Origin of the sequence: Planomonospora sp. ID91781 (assembly GCF_015711595.1) — a bacterium.
GTDB lineage: Bacteria > Actinomycetota > Actinomycetes > Streptosporangiales > Streptosporangiaceae > Planomonospora > Planomonospora parontospora.
On the sequence record NZ_JABTEY010000001.1, the window covers coordinates 4,089,431 to 4,103,863 of the forward strand.

The 14,433-nt window shown below is 74.7% G+C and carries 12 protein-coding genes; 5 read left to right on the plus strand and 7 right to left on the minus strand.

Annotated features, from left to right (window positions below; genetic code table 11):
- Position 1 precedes the first annotated feature (1 nt).
- Genes HS048_RS18565 through HS048_RS18575 form a run of 3 tightly spaced genes read left to right on the plus strand, consistent with a single transcriptional unit; the run spans position 2 to position 3,662 of the window.
- Complete coding sequence (locus HS048_RS18565; protein WP_189235951.1) at positions 2-1,240, plus strand: acetyl-CoA carboxylase biotin carboxylase subunit family protein; 1,239 nt, start codon at positions 2-4, stop codon at positions 1,238-1,240.
- Entirely contained in the window at positions 1,237-2,583 is a 1,347-nt protein-coding gene (locus HS048_RS18570; protein WP_196467642.1) for an MFS transporter, read from the plus strand. Before HS048_RS18565 ends, HS048_RS18570 begins: the two co-directional genes overlap by 4 nt.
- Positions 2,584-2,597: 14 nt before the next feature.
- Entirely contained in the window at positions 2,598-3,662 is a 1,065-nt protein-coding gene (locus HS048_RS18575) for an FAD-dependent oxidoreductase (RefSeq protein ID WP_196467643.1), read from the plus strand.
- On the opposite strand, the gene HS048_RS18580 is transcribed toward HS048_RS18575, so the two are convergent.
- The 5 genes from HS048_RS18580 to HS048_RS18600 all read right to left on the minus strand — a co-directional run bounded on the left by HS048_RS18580 (position 3,646) and on the right by HS048_RS18600 (position 7,398).
- Complete coding sequence (locus HS048_RS18580) at positions 3,646-3,981, minus strand: hypothetical protein (RefSeq protein WP_196467644.1); 336 nt, start codon at positions 3,979-3,981, stop codon at positions 3,646-3,648. The genes HS048_RS18575 and HS048_RS18580 overlap by 17 nt on opposite strands.
- A gap of 141 nt (positions 3,982-4,122) precedes the next feature.
- Positions 4,123-4,767 (minus strand): hypothetical protein, encoded by a 645-nt coding sequence (locus tag HS048_RS18585; RefSeq protein WP_068903157.1) that lies wholly within the window; start codon positions 4,765-4,767, stop codon positions 4,123-4,125.
- On the minus strand, positions 4,764-5,675 hold the full coding sequence (locus tag HS048_RS18590) for a bile acid:sodium symporter family protein (protein ID WP_068903155.1): 912 nt from the start codon (positions 5,673-5,675) through the stop codon (positions 4,764-4,766). Before HS048_RS18590 ends, HS048_RS18585 begins: the two co-directional genes overlap by 4 nt.
- Before the next feature lie 194 nt (positions 5,676-5,869).
- Positions 5,870-6,448: a GNAT family N-acetyltransferase gene (locus tag HS048_RS18595; protein ID WP_196467645.1), complete on the minus strand. Its 579-nt coding sequence runs from the start codon at positions 6,446-6,448 to the stop codon at positions 5,870-5,872.
- A 155-nt stretch (positions 6,449-6,603) separates the two neighbouring features.
- On the minus strand, positions 6,604-7,398 hold the full coding sequence (locus HS048_RS18600) for a BTAD domain-containing putative transcriptional regulator (RefSeq protein WP_191897787.1): 795 nt from the start codon (positions 7,396-7,398) through the stop codon (positions 6,604-6,606).
- 234 nt (positions 7,399-7,632) lie between these two features.
- Here HS048_RS18600 and HS048_RS18605 point away from each other — a divergent pair, with 234 nt between their 5' ends.
- Positions 7,633-8,556: a UbiA family prenyltransferase gene (locus HS048_RS18605; protein WP_196467646.1), complete on the plus strand. Its 924-nt coding sequence runs from the start codon at positions 7,633-7,635 to the stop codon at positions 8,554-8,556.
- A gap of 177 nt (positions 8,557-8,733) precedes the next feature.
- Here HS048_RS18605 and HS048_RS18610 read toward each other — a convergent pair whose 3' ends face one another.
- Positions 8,734-11,451 (minus strand): amino acid adenylation domain-containing protein, encoded by a 2,718-nt coding sequence (locus HS048_RS18610; RefSeq protein WP_196467647.1) that lies wholly within the window; start codon positions 11,449-11,451, stop codon positions 8,734-8,736.
- Between the two features lie 184 nt (positions 11,452-11,635).
- Here HS048_RS18610 and HS048_RS18615 point away from each other — a divergent pair, with 184 nt between their 5' ends.
- Positions 11,636-12,955 (plus strand): MFS transporter, encoded by a 1,320-nt coding sequence (locus HS048_RS18615; RefSeq protein WP_191897785.1) that lies wholly within the window; start codon positions 11,636-11,638, stop codon positions 12,953-12,955.
- Positions 12,956-13,265: 310 nt separating this feature from the next.
- Here the strand turns inward: HS048_RS18615 and HS048_RS18620 are convergent, their stop codons facing one another.
- Complete coding sequence (locus tag HS048_RS18620; protein WP_196467648.1) at positions 13,266-14,345, minus strand: winged helix DNA-binding domain-containing protein; 1,080 nt, start codon at positions 14,343-14,345, stop codon at positions 13,266-13,268.
- Positions 14,346-14,433: the final 88 nt, after the last annotated feature.

Here is a 14,433-nt window from a genome sequence, read left to right on the forward strand (position 1 = left end):
CATGACCGCAGACGACCGCCCGCTGGTCCTGCTGATCGCGACGGGCATGCGGCACTACCGCGAGTACCTGCTGCGCTCGATCGCGACCGGGTACCGGATCCACCTGTTCGCCACCGCCGAGCCCGGCTGGGAGCGCGAGTACGTCACCGGCTGGACCCTGGTGGACAGCACCGTGGACGGCCCCGGGATGGTCCCCGCCGCGCTCGACCTGGCCGCGCGCGAGCCCGTCCAGGGCGTGCTGTGCTGGGACGAGGCCAGGATCCTGGCCGCCGCCCACGTCGCGGAGGCCCTGGGCCTGCCCGGCGGCGACACCGCGATGGTGCGCCGCTGCCGCGACAAGCACCTCACCCGGGTCGCGCTCGACGCCCGCGGCGTGCCGCAACCGCGCTCCCTGGCCGTCGGCACGCTGGAGGAGGCGCTGAAGGCCGCCGGCGAGACCGGCTACCCGGCCATCCTCAAACCGCGCGGCCTCGGCGGCAGCCTGGGCGTGATCCGGGTCGAGGACCCGGAGGAGCTCGCCGAGCGGTTCGCGTTCGTCCGCGACCTCACCGTCCCCGACGGCGCCACGTTCGACGTGCCCGTCCTGGTCGAGGAGTACGCCGACGGCCCCGAGGTGAGCGTGGACGCCGTCGTCCGGGACGGCGTGGTGACGCCGCTCTTCCTGGCCCGCAAGGTCCTCGGCTACGAGCCGTACTGCGAGGAGGTGGGCCACTACGTCGACGCCCGCGACGAGCTCCTGCACGACCCGGAGTTCCGCCGCGTCCTGCAGGACACCCACACCGCCCTCGGCTTCACCGACGGGTTCACCCACACGGAGATCAAGCTCTCCTCCCGGGGCCTGCGCGTCATCGAGGTCAACGGCCGCCTCGGCGGGGACATGATCCCCTACCTCGGGCTCCTCACCACCGGGATCGACCCCGGCCTGGCCGCGGCGGCGGTGGCCTGCGGGCGCGCGCCCGATGTGACGCCCCGGCGCGAGCTGGCCGCCGGGGTCCGCTTCTTCTACGTCGCGGAGGACGACACGACGATCGGGTCGATCGCCTTCGACGAGGCGGGCCTGCCCGGGGCCGTCGACCGGGCGATCCCGGTCGTCGAGCCCGGAGCGACCGTCTCACCCCCGCCCAAGGGCACCCTGTGGGGCCGCGTCGCCTACGCGACCGCGGTCTCCGCCGACCTCGCCGAGTGCCGCGCCGCCCTGGACGCGGCCGAGGCCAACCTGGAAGTGAAGGCAGCAGCATGACCGCCGTCGTCGGGAACGAAGAGACCACCGGGCCCGAGAGGCCCGCAGACCCCACCGGAGCCGAGAGGCCCGCACAGCCCGGGGCCGCCCCGCCGGCCCCGCCGGAAAAGGACGACGACGGAGTCATCGTCACCCTCCGGGAGACGTCCCGCGCGGCCAAGGCGCTGCTGCTCGGCGTGTTCGTCAACAAGCTGGCCGCGTTCATCCAGATCTACCTCGTGCTGTTCCTGACCAACCGCGGGTTCTCCCCGACCCAGGCGGGCCTCGCGCTCGGCGTCTACGGCGCGGGCGCGGTCGCGGGCTCGCTCATCGGCGGGTCGCTCTCCGACCGGATCGGGCCGCGCGCGGCCACGCTGGTCAGCATGACGGGATCGGCCGCGCTGATCGTCTCCATCCTCTACCTGCCCACCTACCCGCTCCTGCTGGGCGCGATCTTCCTGGTCAGCACGGTCGGCCAGTTCTACCGGCCGGCGGCCCAGGTGCTGCTGACCGAGCTGACGCCCAAGCACCGCCTCGTGATGATCACCGCGGTGTACCGGCTCGGGCTCAACCTCGGCATGACCGCGGCCCCGCTGATCGGCGCGGCGCTGCTGTCGGTCTCCTACAACGCGCTCTTCTGGGGCGAGGCCGCCGCCGCGCTCACCTTCGCCGTCATCGCCTCGCTCGCGCTGCCCCGGCGCGTCTCCCGGCCCGCGGCCGAGCAGAAGGCCGCCGAGCCGGAGCCCGCGGGCCGGTCGGGCTACCGCGCGGTCCTCGCCGACCGGCGCTACAGCCTCTACCTGGTCGCGGTCCTGCTCACCTCCATCGTGTACTGCCAGTACACGGCCACGCTCCCGCTGGACGTCGCGGCGGCCGGCGTGAGCCTGTGGTGGTACGGCGCCGCCGTCTCGCTCAACGGGTTCATCGTGATCACCTGCGAGCTGGCGATGACGAAGGTCGTGCAGCGGTGGCCGATCCGGCTCACCGCGCTGCTCGGGCTGGGCCTGGTCTCGGTCGGCTACGCGATCTACGCCATCTCCCCGCTCCCGGTCTGGTTCATGGTCGGCACCCTGGTCTGGACCCTCTCGGAGATCATCGGCGGGCCGACGGTCTTCGCCTACCCCGCCATGGCGGGCCCCGAACGGCTGCGCGGCCGCTACATCGGCGCCATGCAGAGCGTCTTCGGCCTCGGCACCGCGCTCGGCCCGGTCCTCGGCACACTGGTGTGGTTCCAGGTCGGCCGCTCGGTGTGGCTCTGGGCGGCCCTGGTCGCCGCCGTCGCGACCGTCGCCGGACTGCTCGGCATGCGCACCCCTGCGACCGGAGCCGAGGAGCCGCAGCCCGCGGCCGCCTCGGCCGGCTGAGCGGGGGTGCGGTGATGCCGAGGATCGCCGTCGTCGGAGGAGGGATCGCCGGAGTCACCCTGGCGTGGCGCCTGTGCGAGTCCATCCGGGGGACCGCCGTTCACCTCTACACCGGGGAGCCGTACCGCAGGGCCGACGCGAGCGCGGCCTCCGGCGGGCTGACCCGGGCCTTCGAACCCGACCCCGACCTGTGCATGGAGGCCGCCGCGAGCCTCGCCGAGCTCCAGTCGGACCCGGTGCTGCAGGCCTGGGCCTCCTACCGGGAGACCGGGTCGGTGTACCTGATGCCGGCTCTGGGCCGCGACACCGCCGAACTGGTGGACGCCGTACGGAGCCGCATCCCGGGCTCCGTCGAACTCCTCGACGCCGGGCGGCTCACCGCCCGGGGCGCCTTCCGCGACCTGCCGGAGGGGAGCGTCGCCGTGGTGGAGCGGCGGGCGGGCTACGTCTCGCCGAACGCGCTGCGCGACAAGCTCCTGGTGGAACTCGCCCGATCGGGGGTGTTCGTCGTCGACGGCCGGATCGAGACCGTCACCCGCGAGGGCGAGGTCCACCCCGTCGGCGGGCCCCCGGCACGGTTCGACGTGGTCGTCGTGGCCGCGGGCGCGTGGACGCGGACGCTGCTGGCCCGCACGGGCCTGCCGGACGGCGGGCTGCGGACCAAGACCATCCAGTACGTGCTCACCCCGTCGGGCCCGGGAGGTCCGGGCGCGTTCGTCGACGAGACCACCGGCCTGTACGGCAGGCCGTACGCCGACGGGCGGATGCTGCTCGGCCTGCCCACCGACCGCTGGGACGTGCCGCCGGGCGCGGCGGTGGCCGACCCCGCGCTGACCACCCGGATCCTGGACACCGCCCGGGCCAGGATCGGCCACGGGCCGCCCGGCGGGAGGACCGGCGGAGACGCCGAGGTCACCGCGGTGGCCGCGGTCGAGTGCTATCACGCGACGGGCGCGCTCTCGCTCCGCCCGCTGGCGCAGGGGATCTACACCTTCACCGGCGGGAGCGGCGGGGCGGGCAAGACGGTGCTGGCCGCCAGCAGGACGGCGGCGCGCAGCCTGGTCAGGACGCTGCGGTGACCGCGCCGGCCGGCCGCGCCGGCTCGCGGCGGGGCTCCGGCTCCGCCGCGGCCGGGGCGGGGGTCGCACGGGGAGCCTCCCGGGTGGGCGCCTCCCGCTCGGAGGACGCCTGCGCGGGGACGCCGTCCTCGATGCGCCGGACCATCCGCTCCAGCTCCTCGGCCGTGGCCGCCTCGGCGTGCGAGGCACCGCTGCGCCCCTTGGTGCGGGAGAGGGCCCAGAAGCGGCGGGTGTGCTCGCCGTACCAGACCGTCCAGCCGGGCAGCCGCGCGGCCAGCGCCCGCGCCGCGGCGGCTCCTTCGGTGTGCTCTTTCGCCATCGTGACCCTCTTCCGTGGTGCGCTCCGTGATGCATCGGCCGGGACGGGTCCCTTACCCGGGAACACCCGTCCCATCCGCACCGGAGGTCGTCGCGGGCCGATTCTTTGCTGAAGCATTGCGCATCGGCGGGCGTCGGCGCGTCACAACACGCTGAAAGTCAGGTAGCAGTAGTCGTCGAGCATCTTCGTCAGCGGCCGGCCGGGCCGGCCGAGCTCCGCGGCCAGGGCCTCCTCGCCGAGTCCCGACTCCGCCAGCACGCCCAGCGCCCACTCCCGGCCCAGCCGCAGGTGGGCGGCGTAGGCCGCCGGGGTGCGGGCGCCGTGCAGGCGCTCGGCGATCGCCGCGTCCCAGGGCATCACGGCCCTGGGCCGCAGGGCGTGCAGGGCCTTGGAGGCGGCGGTGGAGCCGAGCGAGCGGGGGCGGGCCCCCGCGGTGGCGGGGGCCGCGGCGAGGTCGGCGTAGCACAGGCCGAGCCGGTCGATCCCGGCGTCCGTGAGCCGGGCCAGCGAGTCGTCCGGTCCGGGCAGGTGGGCGGCCCAGCGCGACCACCAGGCGGTCACCGACTCACCGAAGACGTCCGGCTCGCCGGGGCGCGGGTTGCGCAGCCGGCAGCCCCAGGAGTTCAGCCAGGCCAGCAGCGCGCGCGGGTGGCCGGGGACCGAGAGGTCGAGCGCCGGAGCGGTCTCCCGGAGCAGGCGCTGCCAGGACCGTTCGGGGCCGGCGAAGCGGGCGAACTCCGTGACCGCCTCGCGCAGGGCCGCCAGGTCCGGGCCCGGCGCGTTCACAGCGGCACGCGGCCGGCGGCGCCGGACGCGGGGACGAGGGCGAGCGCGGGGCGGGTGCCGCGCCGTACGGCGAACCCGGCGACGGCCGCGACCAGGAACACCAGCACGCCGTACACCACGGCGGGGATCGCCATCCGGGGGTCGCCCAGCAGGGCGGGGCTCACGGCGACGGCGATGGCCAGGGTGCTGTTGTGGATGCCGATCTCCATGCACGAGGCGACGGCCTGCCGGGGGGCCACCCCCGCCAGGCGCGGCAGCCAGTAGCCGGCGGTCAGGCTCACGACGCTGAACAGCAGGCAGACCAGGCCGACGGCCCGGATGTCGGCGGCGAGCCCGTCCGCGGCGGAGACGACCGCGACCGCGATCACCGCCGCCAGCGTGACGACCGAGAGCACCTTGACCGGGCGGGCCATCCGGTCGGCGAACGCGGTCCTCGCGGCCCGGATCAGCATGCCGAGGGCGGCGGGGACCAGGACGACCGCGAAGACCTGGACGGTCTTGTCGAACTGCAGGCCCAGCGTGCCCGCGTCGGCGTAGAAGTACGCCAGGGAGAGGTTGGCGACGAGGGGGAGGGTGAAGACGGCGGTCAGGGAGTTGATCGCGGTCAGCGTGACGTTGAGCGCCACGTCCCCGCCGAAGAGGTGGCTGTAGAGGTTGGCGGTCGGGCCCCCGGGCGAGGCGGCCAGCAGCATCATGCCGACCGCGAGGGAGGGCGGCAGGCCGAAGGCCAGGACGAGCCCGAAGCAGACCGCGGGCAGCAGGAGGGCCTGGCAGACGAGGGCGACGAGGACGGCCCGGGGGTGGACCGCGACGCGGCGGAAGTCGTCCGCGGTCAGGCTCAGGCCGAGACCGAACATGATCACGGCGAGGGCGGCGGGGAGCAGGACGCTGCTGACGGTGGGACTCATGGCGGTCCCTGCCTTTCGTGACGGGGCATCATGGATCGTGACCGGATGCGGCCGCCGCACGTGACCGGACGCGACCGGGTACGGCGGGCGGGGTGGACCGAGCGGGGGTACGGCGGGCCGGCCGGGGGTGCGGCCGGCCGCCGGGGAGCCGGGGCGGCTCCGGGGAGCAGGAGGCCGGGAGGAGCGGGGAGCGGTCAGGAGAGGTCGAGGCGGACGACCCAGCGGTGCCGGCGGTCGCTCTTGGCTTCGGTCTTGAGCAGCCGGCGGAACCCGGCCCGCTCGAACATGCCCATCGTCCCCACGTAGGCGAGGGAGGGGTTGACGCGTCCGCCCTCGGGATCGACGGGGTAGCCCTCGATGGCCGGCGCGCCGTACCCGCGGGCGTGCTCCACGGCACCCAGCAGCAGGGCCTCGGCGACGCCGCGGCGGCGGTGGGAGGCCCGCACGACGAAGCACACCACCGACCACACCGGGACGTCGTCGACCGCGGGGATGGTGCGCGAGCCGGTCAGCCGGTCCATGTCCGCGCGGGGACCCACGTTGCACCAGCCCGCGACCTCTCCGTCCACGTAGGCCAGGAGGCCGGGCGGAGGATCGGCGTCGACCAGGGAGCGCATGACCTCCCCGCGCTCGTCGGCGGTCCTCCGGTTGTACTCGGCCGTGGTCAGACGCCAGGCCAGACACCAGCAGGTCTGCCTGTTCTCGGTGGGGCACAGGACGGCGCGGAGGTCGTCCCAGCGCCCGGCGTCGGCCGGATGAATTTCGACGGGCATACCGTGGATCCGTTTCTGGGGGAGGCCGGGCGCATGGGCCGCGCCGGTTCTCCCCACGGGCTTTCGAGTTTTACAGGGACTTGACTGAGAGGGGTGCAAAAGGGCTCGGGAAGCGCGGTGGGAGGGTTCCTGAAAAAGGTGGGGAAGGGCGGGGGTCAGGCCAGCGCGGGCGCGAGCGGCCGGCTCCCGCGGCGGGTCAGCGAGGCGAGGATCCGCTCGGTGCGCTCGGTGGGCTCGGTGTCGAGGTCGTTGCGGAGCCGGCGGCGGCACAGCTCGTACCAGTCCCTGACCCGGCCCAGCTCGCCCAGCTCGCCGTGCATCATCATCAGCGTCTGGTAGGTGTCCTCGTGGTAGGGGTCGAGGGAGATGATGCGGCGGCACCAGTGCATGGCGGCCGGCCAGTCCTCCCGCTCCAGGGAGTCGGCGCGCAGCACCGCCAGCGCGCGCAGCGCGACGCCCTGCGCCCACTGCCGCTGCTCGTTGATCCAGTCGCTGGCCTCGCCGGTCAGGAAGTCGCCGGTGTAGAGGTCGGCGGCGGTCTGGAAGCACTCCAGCGCCCGCTGGTGCTCCTTGGCGGCCCAGAGGTCGCGGCCCCGCTGGAAGGCCCGCTCGAACTCCTCCAGGTCCACCCACGCGCTCTGCGCCTGCAGCATGTATCCGTGGTCCTGGTGGACCAGCCGGAACCCGTCGTCCCCCTCGTGGGCCCCCAGCACGCGGCGGACGGCGTGGACCGCCACCTTCAGGGAGCTGGAGCTCCGGTCGTCGCTGTCGGGCCAGAGCACCTCGTGGAGCCTGTCCCGGTGGACCAGCCGGCCGCGGTTGACCAGGAGGTACTGGAAGAGCGCCCGGGCCTTGCCCGCACGCCAGTGGGCCACCGGCAGTCCGTTGATCTCCAGACGGAAGTTGCCCAGGCAGTGGACCGTCACCGCCGGCGTGGAATCCGTGAGCATGGGGGCCGCCCTTTCCATAGGACCCGGAGGGCCGGTGCGGCGCTCCGAACCCGGTCATCGGGTCTGACCGGAACGCTATGGAACCGCGGAGGCCCTGTTCAAGGGCGCTGCCCACAAGGTGCAAGGGGGACTACGACTTTAGTCGTAGGGGGGTGCACACCTCGCGCTATGTACGGCGGGCGACCGCCCGTGAACGATGAGTGCGTCGCACCCCCCTAGCCAGAAGGCAGCGCGATGACGCATCCCGTGTACAAGATCGAAGCAGCGGTCCGGCCGGCGGCCGTAATCAGCGGCCGGGCGGTGCGGCTGTCCTGGACCGAGGCGCGGCCCGCGGTCCAGGTGATCTTCCAGCTCCGGCTGTTCGCCGGCGCGCTCATCGGAGCCGGGGCGCCGGCGGACGTCTCCTGGGGGGTGATGGCGGCGGGGGCGGCGGCCTGGCTCCTGCTGACCTGGTCCGCGTACCTGCTCAACGGCGCGGCCGACGTCGTCGAGGACCAGTCGAACGGCTCCACCCGGCCGATCGCCCGCGGCGACCTGTCCGCACTCACCGGAGGGCGGCTGGCCCTCCTGCTCGGCGCCCTCGGCCTGTCGCTGGCCGCGGCGCTGTCGGAGCGGTTCTTCCTCCTCGCGCTCCTGCTCCTGGTGCTCAGCTGGGCCTACTCGACCGGCCCGGCCCCGCTGAAGAACACCGTCGCCGGGGTGCAGGTCGCCGTGGTGGGCGCGGGTCTGGTCACCTACCTGGCGGGCATCAGCGCGGCGGGCGTCCCCGTCACCGGCACCGTGCTGGTGTTCGCGGTGGCGATGTCGGCCTGGATGGGCATCGGGGGGCTCGCCAAGGACCTGTCCGACGTCGCCGGGGACCGGGCCGCGGGGCGCCACACCCTGCCGCTGCTGTGGGGCGAGCGCCGGGCCAAGCTCGCCATCGCGGCCGCGGCCGTGGCGGTGGGCGGCTCCTTCCTCGCCGCGGCCCTGGCCGTCGCGCCGGTCCTGGTGCCCGCCGCCGCGCTGGTCCTCGCCGGGAGCGCCGCCCTGGCCGCCGTCTCGCTCGGCCGGTGGAGCACCGGTGACCGCAGGGCCCAGCGCCGGCCGTACCGGCTCTTCATGCTGACCCAGTACTCGGCGCACCTGACCGTCCTGGCGGAGGTCGTGATCCGCTGACCGGGGTCGGCGCCGAACGATCGAGGCGGGTCCGGATGGTTCCGGACCCGCCTCGATCGTTTCCCCGCCCCGATCGTTTCTCCGGCTCCGGCTCCGGTCCCGGCTCCCGATCCCGTCGTCCCCCCGCTCGCGCGAGCGCCCGGAGACCCCAGGGTCTCCGGGCGCTCGCGGGATCCGCTAGGGCAGGGCCGGCTCCTCCTCCCGCTCGCTCAGCTCCGCGATGAGCTCGGCCGCCGCCACCGCCGCGGCCCCGTGCACCGGGACGGCGGCGATGGCGGCGGCGAGGTCGGCGGGGACGGGGTTGTCGAACACCTGGCGGAGCGGCACCTCGACGCCGAGCAGCTCCCGCAGCGCGTACGCCAGGCGGGTGCCGCTGAGCGAGTCGCCGCCGAGCCGCAGGAAGTTGCCGGTGCGCTCGACCGGCTCGGAACCCAGCACGTCGCCCATCAGCGCGCCGATGACGAGCTCCAGCGCGCTGCCGGGCCCGTCCGGGCCCGCCGGCGGCACGGCCTGCGCCGCCGGGTCCTCCCGCCCGGCCGACGGGGGGTGCCCGGCGGCCTGGGCGGGGTGTCCCGGGGCCTGGGCGGGGTGTCCGGGAGCCTGGGCGGCGGTCGCGCCGCCGGCCCGCTCGGTGAGGGCCAGCCGGTCGGTCTTGCCGTTGCGGGTCAGCGGCAGCGCGTCGACGACCTCGACCTTGGCCGGCACCATGTACGAGGGCAGCAGCTCCCGGAGCCGGGCGCGCAGCGCGCGCGGGTCGGGCCGGTCCCGCCCGGCCTCCTGGCTCCCGGTGACGAAGGCGTGCAGGCGCCGCACCCCCCATCCGCTGCGCGGCGCCACGACGACCGCGGCCTCGACCGAGGGCTGGTCCCGCAGGACCGCCTCGATCTCGCCGAGCTCGATCCGGTAGCCCTGGATCTTCACCTGGTGATCCTCGCGGCCCAGGATCTCGATGTTGCCGTCGGGGAGGTGGCGCCCGACGTCCCCGGTCAGGTAGGCGCGCTCCCCGCTCTCCGGGAGCGCCGTGAACTGGGCCGCGGTCCGCTCCGGGTCGTCGAAGTACCCGTGCGCCAGCCCGACGTCGCTCACCACCGCCATCTGCCCGACGGCCCACACCGGGCGGCGCCGCAGCTCGTCGTCCACGACGAGGTAGCGCTGGTTGGTGATCGGCTTGCCGTACGGGATGCTCGTCCAGGCCGGGTCCACCTCGCCGACGGGCGAGAACACCGACCAGCAGATCGTCTCCGTCGGCCCGCCGGAACCGACGAACAGCAGGTCCCCGGCCTGGGCGCGCAGGCGGCCGGGGAGGGTGAGCGGGATCCAGTCGCCGGACAGCACGGCCAGCCGCAGGGTGGACAGGGGACGGTCGTCGCGGATCTCGGCCTGACCGACGAGCATCTCCATGATCGCCGGTACGGAGTTCCAGAGCGTGACGCGCTCCTCCTTCACCCGGTCGGTCCACCGGTCGGGCTGGGCACGCTCGAAGGGGTCCGGCAGCACGACGGTGCCACCGGCGGCGGGCACGCCGAACACGTCGTAGACCGACGCGTCGAAGTGCAGCCCCGAGATGCCGAACAGGCGGTCGTCCGGGCCGACTCCGAACCGGGCGTTGACGTCGGCGACGAGGTTCGCCACGCCGCGGTGGTCCACCATCACGCCCTTGGGCTCGCCCGTCGACCCGGAGGTGAAGATGACGTAGGCCAGGTCGCCGGGGCTCTGGACGGAGGGGAGCGGGCCGTCGTCCCCGGTCTCGAACTCCTGGTCGACCCGGTGCACGGTCACGCCCTCGGGCCAGGCCAGCCGTTCGGCCAGGTGCGACTGGGTGAGCACGTGCCGTACGCGCCCGCGCTCGATCAGCCGGGCCAGCCGCTCGGCGGGGGCGGCGGCGTCGACGGGGAGGTAGGCGGCGCCGGAGGCGAGCACGCCGTACACGGCGGCGTACTGCTCCCAGCCCTTCTCCATGACGACGGCGACCAGCTCGTTGGCCCGCACCCGGCCGCGCCGCAGGCGGCGGCCGATGCGGCGGGCGTAACAGGACAGCTCGCCGTAGGTGAGCCGGCGGCGGCCGTCGACGACGGCCTCGGCGTCCGGGCGCTCGGCGGCCCTGGCGAAGACGATCTCGTGCAGCAGCGCGTCGGGCACGGGCCCGGCGGTGGAGTTCACCTCGTCGACGAGCCTGCGGTCGGCGCCGGGAAGCACGTCGGGGCGGGTCCGCGTCCAGTCGGGCCCGCCGTCGGCCAGCCGCTCCAGCAGCGCCGTCAGGACGCCGGACATCGACGCGCACAGGCCGGGCGGGAACACGCCGCCCCCGGCCTCCCAGCGCAGGTACAGCCCGCCGTCCTCCTGGCGGAAGCCCAGGTCGAGCAGGGGCCGCTCCGCGCTCCCGGACTCGTCGGCGGTGGCCGGTGCGGACTCCCGGCCGGCCTGCGGACGGGCGGGAGGACCGGCCTCCAGCGTGCCGACGACCACCGGCAGGCCGGCCGTCCCCGCACCGGTGCCGGTCGCGGTGTCGGTCTGGGCACCGGTCTGGGCACCGGTCGCGGTGCCGGCCAGCGCACGGGCGATCGCCTGGTCGAGCTTGGCGGCCCTGACCCCGAACCGGTCCCCGGTGCGCGGGGCGGCCACCGGGACGGTGGTCCCCTCGGGCGAGCGGTAGGCCAGGGTGAAGTCCGGGCTCTTGGCCCACCCCCGCAGCACCTCGGCGAACGCGGCCACGATCAGGGCCTCCGGGCGGGCGCCGTGGGCGCGGGCGGCCTCGGTCAGCGCCCGCCAGCGGCGGGGGGAGATCCGGTACTCGTGCCGTTCGGCCGGGGCGAGGGCGCTCGGGCCCGCCGCGACCGGAAGGTCGGGAGGGGCGAGGAGCGCCGGTCGGTCCGGCTCCTGGTGCAGAGCGGTCATGGATTCCTCCATTCGAATTACGTCGGCGCCGGGAACATAAGAAGGGCCGGTTATGCCCAGGCAGATCTCCTGACAGAGAATATGACTGGAAGTCTGCGTCGTAACCGGTCAATAACCGGTCGTGGTTACGGTCGCCGGGACCGAGAAAAGAATTCCCGACCCGACCGGAAAAGAGGACGATGGCATGGCGAAGGCATCACTGGGCCGACACGCCGATTTCAACCGGCTGTGGGCCGGACAGACGGTCAGCAATTTCGGCGACAAGATCTCACTGCTGGCGCTGCCCACCATCGCGATCGTCACGCTCGGCGGCGGTCCGGTGGAGGTCGGCGTGCTGGGGACCCTGAGGTTCCTGCCCTTCTTCCTGCTGGCCCCGCTGGCCGGGCTGGTCGCCGACCGGGTCTCGCGGCGGTCGATCATGATCGCCGCGGACCTCGGGCGCTTCCTGGCGCTCGCGAGCATCCCGGTGGCGTTCGCGCTCGACGCGGTCACGCTGCCGCACCTCTACGTCGTGGCCGCGGTCGTCGGCGTGCTCACGACGTTCTTCGAGGTCTCCTACCAGTCCTGGCTGCCGCAGCTCATCGGCACCGAGAACCTGGTCGAGGGCAACACCAAGCTGCAGATCAGCCGGAGCCTCGCCGAGGCCCTCGGCGCGGGCGCGGGCGGCGCGCTCATGCAGGTCCTGGGCGCGGCCAGGGCCGTCACGGTGGACGCGTTCACCTTCCTCATCTCGCTGGTGGCGCTGCTGTTCATCCGGCACCGCGAGGTCCGCGAGCGGGTGGAGGGGCGCAGGAACTCCGCGGCGGCCGACATGAAGGAGGGCATGCGCACGCTGTTCGGCACGCCGGTCCTGCGGAGCCTGTTCGTCTCCAACGTCGTGGTGAACTTCGGCGCGGCCATCGGTGACGCGCTGATCCTGGTGTACGCCTACAACGTGCTGGGCCTCAGCCCCGGCCAGGTCGGCATCGCCTGGGCCGTCATGGCCGTCTTCGTCATCGTCGGGGCGGTCCTGTCCGAGCAGGTCGCCAAGGCCCTCACCCTCGGCCGGACGCTCGTCCTCGTCGCGGTCGTGCTCGGCGCCGGCTACATCCTGGTCCCGTCCGCCGGCGCGGTCGGCGGCTTCGCGGGCCTGCTGGTCGTCCAGGCGGTCCTCGGGTTCGTCAGCCCGATCTTCGACATCCACGTGCTCAGCCTGGTGCAGGGGGTCACCCCCAACGACCAGATGGGCAGGGTCGGCGGCACCGCGCTCGCGGCGGTCTACGGCGCGCTCTCCGTCGGTTACGCGGCCGGCGGCGTGATCGGCGAGACCGTGGGCCTGACCCCGGGCCTCGTGCTGGCCGGCGTGATCATCGCCCTCGGCGGCCTCACGCTGCTCCTGGGACCGGTGGCGGCCATCCGGGAGCAGCCCGGCGGGGAGGAGCAGGACGTGCACGAGGAAGGGGAGCCGGAGGACGGGACCCCGGAGGACGACCCCGAGCGTCCGGTGGCGTCCGTCACCGGATGACGGACGCTGAGGGACGCTGAGGGACGCAGAGGGACAGAGCGGCGCCGACCGGCACTGACCGGCACTGACCGGCACTGAGGGACGCCGGCGGACACGGAGGCGCAGGAGGACGCGGAAGGGCGCGGAAAGCGCAGGGGCGGGCCCGCACGAGCGGGCCCGCCCCGTTCGGCGTTGGCCCCGCTCGGTGTCCGGACAGGGCCCCTCCGGCTGCGGTCTGCCCCGATCCGTCCAGCCCGGGTCCCGGTTCAGCCCTCCGGCGCGGCGGGTTCCGGCTCCGTCCTCCGGTGCGGCGTGCACGGCGGGTTCCGGCTCAGCCCGTCCCGGAGGCCAGGAAGCGCGCGACGTCCGCCGACTCCTCGGCGATCCCGGCCTCGATCTCCGGCGGCAGGGGTCCGAACGGCGTGACGCCGACGGCCCGCTCCCGGCGCGTCCAGGTGGCGACCGCCAGCCCGTCCGCCAGGACCACCGGGCGGATCTGGCCGCCCCCGGGCCACACGCGCCCGGCGTGGGCGGCCGGCACCGAGAGGTCCCTCGTCCGGTAGCCCACGAGGTAGCCGTCGTAGGCGGGCAGCAGCCGTACGTCGGGGGGTCCCTCCCGCTCCGGCTCCTCCGCCTCCGCCAGCCGGGTCCGGGGCAGGACGTGCACCTCGCCCCCGATCCCGGCCTCGGCGACGTCCTCGAGGGCGTGCCACCCCTGCCGGGCCAGGCCCGCCGGCAGGCCCGACCAGGCGATGAAGTCCCCGGCCGAGGCGGGGGCGTACGCGGCGAGGTACCGGCGGGCCAGTTCGGCCGCGGCCTCGCGGGCCGGCGGCGGGGGACCGCCGGGCGGGACCAGGTCGTCGAGGAGGGCGAACGTCGCCTCGCCCGCGCGCTCCGGGCCGTGGCAGATCCGCCCGCGCAGCGCCGTGCGGCGGATGAGGTGGAAGGCGGCCTGGCCGGTCGGGGGCACCCCGAGAGCCGCCAGCCGGGCCGTGAGCTCGGCGCGGGTGAGCGGCCCGTCCGCGCCCACGGCCTCGGCGATCAGGTCCTCGGCGTGCTCCTGGAGCCGCTCGTCCAGGCCGAGCTCGGCGTACCGGCGGCGGCTCGCCGCCAGGAAGACCGGCCCGAGCAGTCCCAGCAGCCACCTGGCGTCGTGCGCCGCCACCGCGTGCAGCGTGCCGCGCATGAACCAGCCGCGGACGAGGGCGGAGCCGTACGCGGCGGAGACGTCCCTCCGGGTGATCCGCGCGCCGCGGGCCCGCAGGCCGAGGGCGGCGGCCTCGGCGTCCTGAGCCTGGATCGCGAAGGCGCGGCCGACGACCTGCGCCACGTCGCCGTCCCTGACGCCGCCGGCCAGCCCCTGTGCCCGGGCGCGCATCAGCCGGGCGCGCTCCGGGGTGATGATCGGCATGAGGCCCCACCCTAGTGGGGGTCCGCCGAAGTCGACCAGATGATTACGATCATGTACGGTTTTATCTCTCTTGCCGACAAGTACCGAT

What these genes read in the sequence shown, in the direction of transcription:
- HS048_RS18575 (WP_196467643.1), top strand. Translation starts at nt 2,598, where the DNA reads ATGCCGAGGATCGCCGTCGTCGGAGGAGGGATCGCCGGAGTCACCCTG.
- HS048_RS18615 (WP_191897785.1), top strand. Translation starts at nt 11,636, where the DNA reads ATGGCGAAGGCATCACTGGGCCGACACGCCGATTTCAACCGGCTGTGG.
- HS048_RS18600 (WP_191897787.1), bottom strand. Translation starts at nt 7,398, where the DNA reads ATGCTCACGGATTCCACGCCGGCGGTGACGGTCCACTGCCTGGGCAAC.
- HS048_RS18565 (WP_189235951.1), top strand. Translation starts at nt 2, where the DNA reads ATGACCGCAGACGACCGCCCGCTGGTCCTGCTGATCGCGACGGGCATG.
- HS048_RS18595 (WP_196467645.1), bottom strand. Translation starts at nt 6,448, where the DNA reads ATGCCCGTCGAAATTCATCCGGCCGACGCCGGGCGCTGGGACGACCTC.
- HS048_RS18570 (WP_196467642.1), top strand. Translation starts at nt 1,237, where the DNA reads ATGACCGCCGTCGTCGGGAACGAAGAGACCACCGGGCCCGAGAGGCCC.
- HS048_RS18620 (WP_196467648.1), bottom strand. Translation starts at nt 14,345, where the DNA reads ATGCCGATCATCACCCCGGAGCGCGCCCGGCTGATGCGCGCCCGGGCA.
- HS048_RS18610 (WP_196467647.1), bottom strand. Translation starts at nt 11,451, where the DNA reads ATGACCGCTCTGCACCAGGAGCCGGACCGACCGGCGCTCCTCGCCCCT.
- HS048_RS18590 (WP_068903155.1), bottom strand. Translation starts at nt 5,675, where the DNA reads ATGAGTCCCACCGTCAGCAGCGTCCTGCTCCCCGCCGCCCTCGCCGTG.
- HS048_RS18580 (WP_196467644.1), bottom strand. Translation starts at nt 3,981, where the DNA reads ATGGCGAAAGAGCACACCGAAGGAGCCGCCGCGGCGCGGGCGCTGGCC.
- HS048_RS18605 (WP_196467646.1), top strand. Translation starts at nt 7,633, where the DNA reads ATGACGCATCCCGTGTACAAGATCGAAGCAGCGGTCCGGCCGGCGGCC.